Below are 9,094 nucleotides of genomic sequence, written 5' to 3' on the forward strand. Positions count from 1 at the left end.
AGATCTCTTTGAAAAAGTGAGGGTAATGTTATGACAGCCAAAACTTCAGAGATTATTCAAAAAAGATTTGGCTGGTGCCCGAATGCCCCTGCCATAAGCACGAAACAAGCAGAGCACACAATCACGCCTGCAGCCCGGAATTCAGCACAGCCGGATGGCGGGACAGGCGGACAGGGGCGAATCAGCCGGGGAATTAACCTTGCATCGGACAGCATAAAGAAACTGATAAATAATAAACAGCTGCTCTGGTTCTCATTTCTGGCAGGTCTTGTGATAATCTTAATGACCCTTGCAGAAATATCCCTAATAGTATTTTCCGGCAGCTACTCATACTGGTCACTGGGTTACAAGCCCGGAATTGTTCTGACGTTTGCTATTGAAATGATCAGTATATTTTGTTTAAACTTCCTGCTTGCAGGCCTTATCCTGAGTTTACACCCGAAAAGCACAGGACAACCGGTAACCGTCCGTGAAGGATTGTCCCGTGCAAAAAGTCATGTGCAGTCAATTACGGGATGGTCCTTTATTCTGGCGCTTTTGGGAACAGCAATCTATACCATTATCGTGCATCACCCGTATTACGGATATCTTTACCCCGCACTGGTCACATTTGCGTTTTCCATCCCCTTTGTCTACTATATTCCTGACATCCTGTTATCGGCCATAAGTTTCGTCTTCATCAAAATGTTTGTAAACGTCCTGCTTTTCGTCCTTACCATGTTCGTAATTCCAATGCTGGTGCTGGAAAATAAGAGTCTGCCCGATGCTGTTATGAGATCGATTTTGTTTTTTAAGAAGATATGGACTGAGATTATCATTTGTTTCTTTATTTTCGGCCTATTCCTGCTCGGAATTTCATTACTCGATCCCATCATCCGTATGACTCCGGCCTTTGTCGATTATGACTATCACTTTTTCTCAGTCTATAGTATTGAGATGACCGTAATCTGCATCCTGTTCCTGCTCGGCTGGTGGATCACAACAGTAATTGGATTTACAGTCGCAGGTATTGCAATCCAAAATCTCTATACGCTTGGAAAGACAGGGCGAATGCCGGGAAAATTAGAGAATCAGATGTCCTGAATTACGGGATTATAATAAAATATAATAAATTATTTTCAGGGGAAACATTATACCCAATCATACCTAAAGAGAAAAAATATGAAAGAGATAATCGGGGTTGCTAAAAGTTTCAACGGTTTACAGGTATCATACCTTTTGGGAGATGAGACCATTTCAGAGCTTTTCAGTTATGAAAACCTGATAGAAATGAAGATAAATGTATCAGATCTCATAAAAAACCCTTCATATTACGCCGTTGACACAAACGGGCCAAAAGTTGTCAGAACAGATTTTTGCGGTAAACACTAAGATCAGGCTGATCTAAAAATCAGGTGAAATTTAAGCATCATAATCAGATAAATATTCAATTAAAGCTGATTTTTGCAGGATTTTAAAAAACACAACACTATCAATATATATTATAAAAATAGATTCTCAAAAAGGATGATGAACGAAAAAATATTAAAAGCCATAACAAATATCGAACTGGCGGTATATTTCGCTTTAATGATAGTACTGACAGTAGTTATTGTCTTTTCATTATACGAACTTTTAGTTATAATAATATATACCCTGTTCTACGATGATTCGCTGTATCTCCTTGGAGCACGCGGGATTTTACAGTTTTTTGAGTTTTTCCTGCTTATTTTAATAGGAATAGAGCTTATGGAGACCATAAAATCCTTCCTTGAAACACAGAAACTGGAAGTCGGTATAGTAATAATACTTGCAATAATAGCAATTTCAAGAAAAATAATTGTTCTTGACCCTGCTACAGCATCCGATTTTGAACTTTTAGGTATTGGTGCAATAGTAATTGCCCTGACAGCCGGCTACTACTTCGTTAAAAAAGCAGACGCATTAAAACCCTGCAAACAATAATTTTTCATCCTTTTTAAAAAAATAAAGGATTTTTACGAAATAAAAAAATTATAGAAATTAATTTTTCCTTTTTTTATACCCTTCCGTAGATATCGTCAAATCTTTCTATATCATCTTCCCCGAGATATTCTCCAATCTGAACCTCAATAACCTCAAGAGGAATTATTCCACGGTTTGCAAGCCTGTGACTGATTCCGGCAGGGACAAATGTACTCTGCCCCTGGGAGAGTGTTTTTACTTCTGAATCAATGGTCACTTCAGCACTTCCGCTTACGACGACCCAGTGTTCACTTCTGTGATGATGCTTCTGCAGTGAAAGGATACTCCCCGGCTTTACCGAAACCCTCTTTATCTTAAAAAAGTCATGCATTTCAAGAACAGTATAAGATCCCCAGGGACGGTTTACTGTAAGATGATATTTTGTGATATCATCCCCCCTCTCCTGATAAATACGGACCAGTTCCTTAACAGACTCTGTGCAGTCAAGGTTACATACTAAAAGTGCATCACCCGAGTCAATAACAGCAGTATTGTTAATCCCGATAAGTGCAACCTTCTTATTATCCGATGAGACGTAATTTCCCTTAGAATCCAGAAATTCCCCGGGCCCTGCATTACCATTCTGATCACAGGTCTGCATCTGGTATATCGATTTGAAACTCCCAAGATCGTTCCATAAACAGTCAAGCGGCACAACCGCAACCTTCCCGGATCTTTCCAGAAGACCGTAATCTATGGATACAGAATCAAGTGAATGATAATTTAACTCATCAGCAGAAAATTCAGTAGTCATTTCAGGCTGAAACTTTTCTGCCTCTGCTAAAAAAATACCGGATGAGAAGAGAAATATTCCACTGTTCCAGAGATAGCCGGAGGCAAGATATTTCTCTGCAGTCTCAGGATCGGGCTTTTCCTTAAACTCATCGACCTCAAAACCGAAATCAAGGTGTTTTCCGGGTTTTATGTATCCGTATCCTGTATTAGGGGAGTCAGGTTTTATTCCGAAGACTACAATATTTCTTTTTGCAAGACCTGCCGCTTTTTTAAATATTTTAACAGAATCATCAGAAAGAACGTGATCGCTTGGGAAAACAATTATTTCATCGTCGCCAAAATCCCTGCAGATCTCTTTTACGCCCCACATGATCGCAGGAAGCGTATTTTTGCCAACAGGTTCCTTCAGGATATGATTTTCCGGAATGTTAAATCCCAGTTCATCTATCTGATTTTTGACAAGAAACTGGTATTTTTCATTTGTTACAATGATTATCTCTTCAGGACTGCATAATTTTAGAGCCCTTAAAAAAGTGTTTTGAAAGAGCGAATTGCCGTTAATACTCAGAAACTGTTTGGGATAATATTCACGGGACAGGGGCCACAGACGGGTGCCTGTTCCGCCTGCAAGAATTATTGTTTTCATCTTTATTTCACCGGATATAAGATATTATTATTTTTCTGATACTTTAAAAGAGATATCAGTTCTTATTTTATTATTAATTTGTGAAAAGGTTTATTCCCTTCCAGAATTAATGACTGAAATTAAGGATTTGTTGATTATGAAAATGATTTTTAAGATAAAGCCTATTGTAATCGCCCTGATAATAATCTCATCAGTATTCTTTGCAGGGTGCACAACATCACAGTCAGGAGATATGAGTACAACTCACGATTTTGCACAGACTGTATCTCTTCCTGAAAAACACTACAGCCCTGACGGCTCATGCTACTACACATCATTAATTGACGTTGTAAATACAGGAAACGGCCCTGCACTGAATGTAATGGTAAGATGCAGCCTAAAAGATGCGGCAACAGGGGAGATTGCAGATACGGAAAGCAAATTCTTTGAAGTGATTGACGAAAATGATCACAAGGCCTTTTCTGTAAATTTAGACGGCGAATGCAGTAAGAACTACGCAATTGGCGTTGATATTTCCGAGGATTATAAATGAAAATAACAGGACTTTGTGCAAGTCCGAGAGGCAAAAAGAGTGCAACACTTGCTCTTGTAAAGGAAGGGCTTTTGGGAGCTGAGAGTAAGGGAGCAGAGACAGACATTATCGACATCTGTAAAAAGGAGATAAAATCCTGCAAAGGATGCGGCAAATGCTATGAGAAGGGAAAATGTGTAAGAAAAGATGATTTTGAAGAGATACTGGATAAACTTTTAAAAAGCGACGGAATAATTCTCGGTTCACCAAATTACATCAACTCGGTAACAGGCCAGATGAAAACATTCCTTGACAGATTTGCAGACTCAATCCACTGCCAGAAGTTTACAGACAAATACGGATTTTCTGTCTCAACCGCAGGAGGCTCAAATTCAGACCTTGTTGCAGATTATCTTAACAATACTCTTCAGATTCTCGGCGCAAATACGGTAGGAAAAGTAAACATCGACATAGGTTCAAACCCCGAGGGGATGCCTGATACAAAAAAGCAGGCTTACAATATGGGGGGGATGCTTGTGGATGCAATAAAAATCAGGCAGACCTGGCCTGAACAGGATATTCTTCATAAAGAGATGAGAGAGAGAATGAAGTATCTTGTGACAATTAACAAAGACAACTGGCAGCATGAATTTGACTACTGGAAAAAACAGGGATGGCTTTGACTGATAAATCAATCACAAAAAACAGCCTTTAATCTTTTTTCCATATTAACAGAGTGAGTCCCCGTCCAGTAAAGTTTCCGGCAAAAAGCACACCACTTAAAATCCACATCTGTTTTCCCCGCAGGGGCATACGAGGCATTTCTTATCTCATCCGGATTTGCAGGCCGTAAAACCGAGTTGCAGACAACACATCTGTGCATTCCGATTTTTTCAGGTTTTTCAATAAGCTCCAGACAAAAAAGCTGCTTTAACTGGCTTAATACATCATCATATTCAAGATAAAGTGCATTATTATTAGAACCTCTGCCTGCAAGTTCGCGATCGCGTGTTAACAGATATCTCCCCTCTTTTTTTGCAATTTCCAGAAGAATAGTATCCTCACGCGGATCTCCGGGGGCAAGTGAATTTGCACTCTTTGTATCATATCCCATAAATCTGAGATAACGGGTCAGGACTCCAAGCATCCTGTCTGTTAAAAACAGATTTTTTTCATTCATCTCTGCCACACTTTTTTACCGAAAAATACCGGCGGTTACTGCTTGGGGGAATTAACAACAGGAATCCTCGCACCACATTTTCCACACAAATTACCTTTTAGATTCCTCATCTGAGTATTCCCGTCACGTTCGATAAGAAGCGCCCCGCATTCATGACACCAGGTATTACCAAAGGGATGTGACCAGACATTACCCAGGTACGGATATCTGATTCCCGCATCTTTTGCAAGCATGTATGCCTTTTCAAGAGTTTTTACAGGAGTGGGGCCGATATCAGTCATATTGTAATCAGGATGAAATCTTGTAAAATGCATTGGCGTATCTTCGCCCAGATTTTCATATACCCAGTTTACAAGTTTTTTTATCTCTTCATCAGAGTCGTTTAAACCGGGAATTAAAAGTGTTACAGTCTCGATATGCATACCGCACTCTTTTGCCTTTATTGTTGCATCAAGAACAGGCTGAAGTTTTGCTTTGCATACTTTATGATAAAAATTCTCGGTAAATGCCTTTATATCAACGCGGAATGCGTTTAACATCCCGGATAGTTCAGCTACCGCATCTTCGGTCATATAGCCGTTTGTGACATAAATTGTGCCAAGACCCTCCGAACATGCGATTTTTCCCATATCCATTGCGTACTCATGCCAGATTGTGGGTTCATTATACGTCCATGCAATACTTTTGCAGCCGTAATCCTTGGCCTTCATAACACCCGCCTCAGGACTCAGACTGTGAAGAAAACCCGCTGTTGTGCACTGTGATATCTCCCAGTTCTGACAGTGGCTGCATCTGAAATTGCATCCGATTCCGCCAAGGGAATATACACTGGTTCCGGGAAGGAAGTGAAAGAGCGGTTTTTTCTCCACCGGATCAACTGCTTCGGCACTAACTCTGCCATAGCTTTCGGCGTATAAAATCCCTCCACGATTCATCCTGACCCCGCAGATTCCGGTTTTTGTATCCGCAATTGTGCATCTGTGGCTGCAGAGACTGCACCTTACAGAAAGGTTATCCTTCTTTTCATAAAGCCGGGCTTCATGCATATAATTTTGACACCACCTTTTACCTTTTCTCTGCATTCATCCCTAATGACTTTTACCCTCATTTTAAAAATAAAAAATAAGGATCTGATCTCTTTTTAATTATATCATATTTTTTAGAAAGAATATATGGTATCAAAACCAAACTTTAGTTCTGGTATGAAAAAAATTGTAATATCGCTTGGCGGCTCTATTCTTGTTCCTTCGCTTGAATCAAATAAAATTGATAAATACCGCGATATTCTCATGGAATTATCAGAAAAATATCAGGTATTTGTAGTAATCGGAGGCGGCGGGGAGGCCAGAAGGTACATAAATGTTGCGCGTGACCTCTCAATTGACGAAGCAACTTCAGACGAACTTGGAATTCTTATAACCAGAATCAATGCATCACTTCTTTCCTGGGCACTGGGTGAGAAAGCATACCCTGCTGTGGCAGAAAACTACACAGACGCTTTAAAATACGCAGAATCAGGAAAAATTGTGGTAATGGGCGGAGTAACACCCGGACAGACCACAGATGCTGTATCAGCAGTTCTCGCCGAGAGAACAAAAGCCGATCTTTTAATAAACGCAACATCGGTTGACGGTATATACTCAGAAGATCCACGAAAAAACGATAAGGCAGAGAAATTTGACTTTATGACACCTGACGAACTCGTCGCAATAGTATCAGGCGGAAAGATGAGTGCGGGTTCAAACAATGTGGTTGATTTAATCGCCGCGAAAATAATTCAGAGAAGCAACATACCTATGATTGTTCTTGACGGAACAGATACTGAAAATATACGACTTGCACTATTAAAAGGCAAATTCAATGGATCTTTAGTCAGTAAAACCAATAAAAAACTTCTGCCGCTCTGAAATCCAATCAATATTAAATCGGCACATTTTTTAATACACCGGTGGAATATATGATGTCACAAACGGGGTAGTAGGGTAGCCTGGTCCATCCTAGAGCGTTTGGGACGCTTTGACGGCAGTTCGAATCTGCCCTACCCCATATACGTGTTTTTTTATGCAGACTTCCAAAGCATGCAAAATTTACTATGTTCTTAAAAATCTTTACGTAAATAAAGATACGAATTTCAATTTTCTTGAGTTTGAAAACCCTTTTCAGATTCTTATCATGACAGTTCTTTCTGCACAGACAACAGATAAAACTGTAAACAAAGTAAAAAATGAACTTTTCAGAAAATATCCTGACTGCAAAAGTCTTGCAGATGCAGATTTATCAGATGTTGAAAATATCATACTGAGCACCGGCTTTTACCACGCAAAGGCAAAGAACATAATAACAGCATCCGGGATTTTGTGTAAAGACTTCAACTCAGTAGTACCAAAAACAATAAAAGAACTTGTAACACTCCCCGGAGTTGGAAGAAAGACTGCAAATATAGTCCTAAACCACGCATACGGGATTAATGAAGGCATAGCCGTAGACACGCATGTAAAAAGGGTTGCTTTCAGGACAGGTCTTACTGAAAATACTGATCCTGAAAAAATAGAGAGAGATTTAACCGCACTTTTGCCAAAAGAGACATGGGGAAAGATCAACTTTCTTTTGATATCACATGGAAGAGCGGTTTGTGACGCAAAAAAACCGAAATGTGATGAATGCTGCTTAAAAGAGTACTGCAGATATTATATTGAAAAAAGTTCACAGTAAAAAAATTTAAGGATTTATAAAATCTGTTTTTAGTTCTTATTTAAGAACGCTGAAATTCTGTCACCGACATTCTCCTCAAGATTCCGATACCAGAATGCATAGTCATAGCGGTGATAAACACCTTCAGGATAAGAGCCGATATCGAGAGCCTCGCCCTCCGGAATTGTTGTCATCAGTGCACCTGTTTCGAGGTTTATCTGTGCATCGCTGTAATTTGCAACCTCACGAAGGAATTCGCCTGTTGCATCGTCATAGAATCTTGCACCCATATTTTCGGAGGCGTTTGCGTATGTTGAATCAGTCTTCCAGTTTAGCGGATTGATGCAGTGTGCACCCTCCATAAGCATAGGTCCGCCAACCGAGGTTGGAGACTGGGTGTTGTAGGTGACCACAACTCCGGTGTCGTCGCGACCTTTTGCTGCCGTAAGTCCTGCTTTTGCAAGATCATCGTCTGTTACTGTATAACCAATAAGATACGCTGCAACCATCCGGCTTTTAAGCCCTTCATCGTCACCAAAACGCTCCTTAATAAGCTCTATAAGCGCCATTGTTCCCTGACTGTGACCTGCGATTATGAAAGGCCGGCCTTCATTGAGATTTTTGATATAATAATCAAAGGCATCTGAAACATCCTGCGAACCCTGCATAAATTCCTCAGTATCAGTTGCAAGTAAGGAACCCGACATATCAACGCCGGTTGACATCTGACGATAGTAAGGGGCAAAGACATTTGCATTAGGTTCATAAACGCTTGCCTGTGCCTCTAAAATGCCCTGTGCAAGTGCCCGGTCCACATCATCAGTTATAAGCATTGAACCTGAGGCATTGCTGCTGACAGTCGGATATACATAAAATACATCCACTTCATTTTCTATGTCAGGAATTGACACCCAGTTGTATGAATCCCCGTAATTAACATCAGGAATAGTATTCACAACCTCAGATGATATTGAATCTTCATTTTTTAACTCCGAATTCTCATTATTGATACAGCCGCATGTGGTAATTAAGCATAACCCGACAATTAAAAGACAGAATATTCTTTTTGTGATCTTAGGAGAACGAATTTTCCGCACCATGACATAATTTAGGCAGATGTCATTATTAAAATCAGATCATTTACACCAAAACAGGACAAAAACAGATTGCAATTCTATTTTTAAAACTTTATAAAGCATAAATCATATTAAAAAAAAGTTTTCCTGCTTTGTTAAACAAAATTAAGAGATTTAAAAATAACCTCTTATTTCAAAGAACAAGCGATGCATATATGAAATAAACAATTCCGGAAACCACTGCTGCGCACGGAATTGTCAAAAACCATGCC

At 39.8% G+C, this 9,094-nt stretch carries 11 protein-coding genes and 1 tRNA gene; 8 read left to right on the forward strand and 4 right to left on the reverse strand.

Translation table 11 applies throughout. The features are described 5' to 3' along the window. Positions 1-30: 30 nt before the first annotated feature. From ACTB1O_RS07345 to ACTB1O_RS07355, 3 genes are all read left to right on the forward strand, one after another. Positions 31-1,083 (forward strand): hypothetical protein, encoded by a 1,053-nt coding sequence (locus tag ACTB1O_RS07345; protein WP_462994488.1) that lies wholly within the window; start codon positions 31-33, stop codon positions 1,081-1,083. Positions 1,084-1,161: 78 nt separating this feature from the next. Next, positions 1,162-1,371 (forward strand): hypothetical protein, encoded by a 210-nt coding sequence (locus ACTB1O_RS07350; protein WP_462994489.1) that lies wholly within the window; start codon positions 1,162-1,164, stop codon positions 1,369-1,371. Positions 1,372-1,506: 135 nt separating this feature from the next. After that, positions 1,507-1,944, forward strand: a complete 438-nt coding sequence (locus ACTB1O_RS07355; RefSeq protein WP_462994490.1) for a phosphate-starvation-inducible PsiE family protein — start codon at positions 1,507-1,509, stop codon at positions 1,942-1,944. Between the two features lie 73 nt (positions 1,945-2,017). On the opposite strand, the gene ACTB1O_RS07360 is transcribed toward ACTB1O_RS07355, so the two are convergent. Then, a complete protein-coding gene (locus tag ACTB1O_RS07360; protein WP_462994491.1) occupies positions 2,018-3,364 on the reverse strand; it encodes a mannose-1-phosphate guanylyltransferase/mannose-6-phosphate isomerase in 1,347 nt (448 codons plus the stop codon). A gap of 136 nt (positions 3,365-3,500) precedes the next feature. Here ACTB1O_RS07360 and ACTB1O_RS07365 point away from each other — a divergent pair, with 136 nt between their 5' ends. Both ACTB1O_RS07365 and ACTB1O_RS07370 read left to right on the forward strand, forming a co-directional pair. Next, positions 3,501-3,896: a hypothetical protein gene (locus tag ACTB1O_RS07365; protein ID WP_462994492.1), complete on the forward strand. Its 396-nt coding sequence runs from the start codon at positions 3,501-3,503 to the stop codon at positions 3,894-3,896. Then, complete coding sequence (locus ACTB1O_RS07370; protein ID WP_462994493.1) at positions 3,893-4,558, forward strand: flavodoxin family protein; 666 nt, start codon at positions 3,893-3,895, stop codon at positions 4,556-4,558. Before ACTB1O_RS07365 ends, ACTB1O_RS07370 begins: the two co-directional genes overlap by 4 nt. Before the next feature lie 8 nt (positions 4,559-4,566). Here ACTB1O_RS07370 and ACTB1O_RS07375 read toward each other — a convergent pair whose 3' ends face one another. Next, on the reverse strand, positions 4,567-5,055 hold the full coding sequence (locus ACTB1O_RS07375) for a Mut7-C RNAse domain-containing protein (RefSeq protein WP_462994494.1): 489 nt from the start codon (positions 5,053-5,055) through the stop codon (positions 4,567-4,569). A gap of 35 nt (positions 5,056-5,090) precedes the next feature. Next, the gene (gene amrS / locus ACTB1O_RS07380) at positions 5,091-6,101 is read right to left on the reverse strand and encodes an AmmeMemoRadiSam system radical SAM enzyme (protein ID WP_462994495.1); all 1,011 of its coding nucleotides are present in this window, start codon (positions 6,099-6,101) and stop codon (positions 5,091-5,093) included. Between the two features lie 156 nt (positions 6,102-6,257). On the opposite strand from amrS, the gene pyrH reads away from it, so the two are divergent. From pyrH to nth, 3 genes are all read left to right on the forward strand, one after another. Continuing rightward, positions 6,258-6,962 (forward strand): UMP kinase, encoded by a 705-nt coding sequence (pyrH, locus tag ACTB1O_RS07385; RefSeq protein ID WP_462994496.1) that lies wholly within the window; start codon positions 6,258-6,260, stop codon positions 6,960-6,962. A gap of 64 nt (positions 6,963-7,026) precedes the next feature. After that, a tRNA-Pro gene (locus ACTB1O_RS07390) sits at positions 7,027-7,101 on the forward strand. 15 nt (positions 7,102-7,116) lie between these two features. Continuing rightward, on the forward strand, positions 7,117-7,767 hold the full coding sequence (gene nth, locus ACTB1O_RS07395; protein WP_462994497.1) for an endonuclease III: 651 nt from the start codon (positions 7,117-7,119) through the stop codon (positions 7,765-7,767). Positions 7,768-7,796: 29 nt separating this feature from the next. Here nth and ACTB1O_RS07400 read toward each other — a convergent pair whose 3' ends face one another. Further along, on the reverse strand, positions 7,797-8,846 hold the full coding sequence (locus ACTB1O_RS07400) for a DUF3089 domain-containing protein (protein WP_462994498.1): 1,050 nt from the start codon (positions 8,844-8,846) through the stop codon (positions 7,797-7,799). Positions 8,847-9,094 lie beyond the last annotated feature (248 nt).

The organism is Methanomicrobium sp., assembly GCF_055145805.1.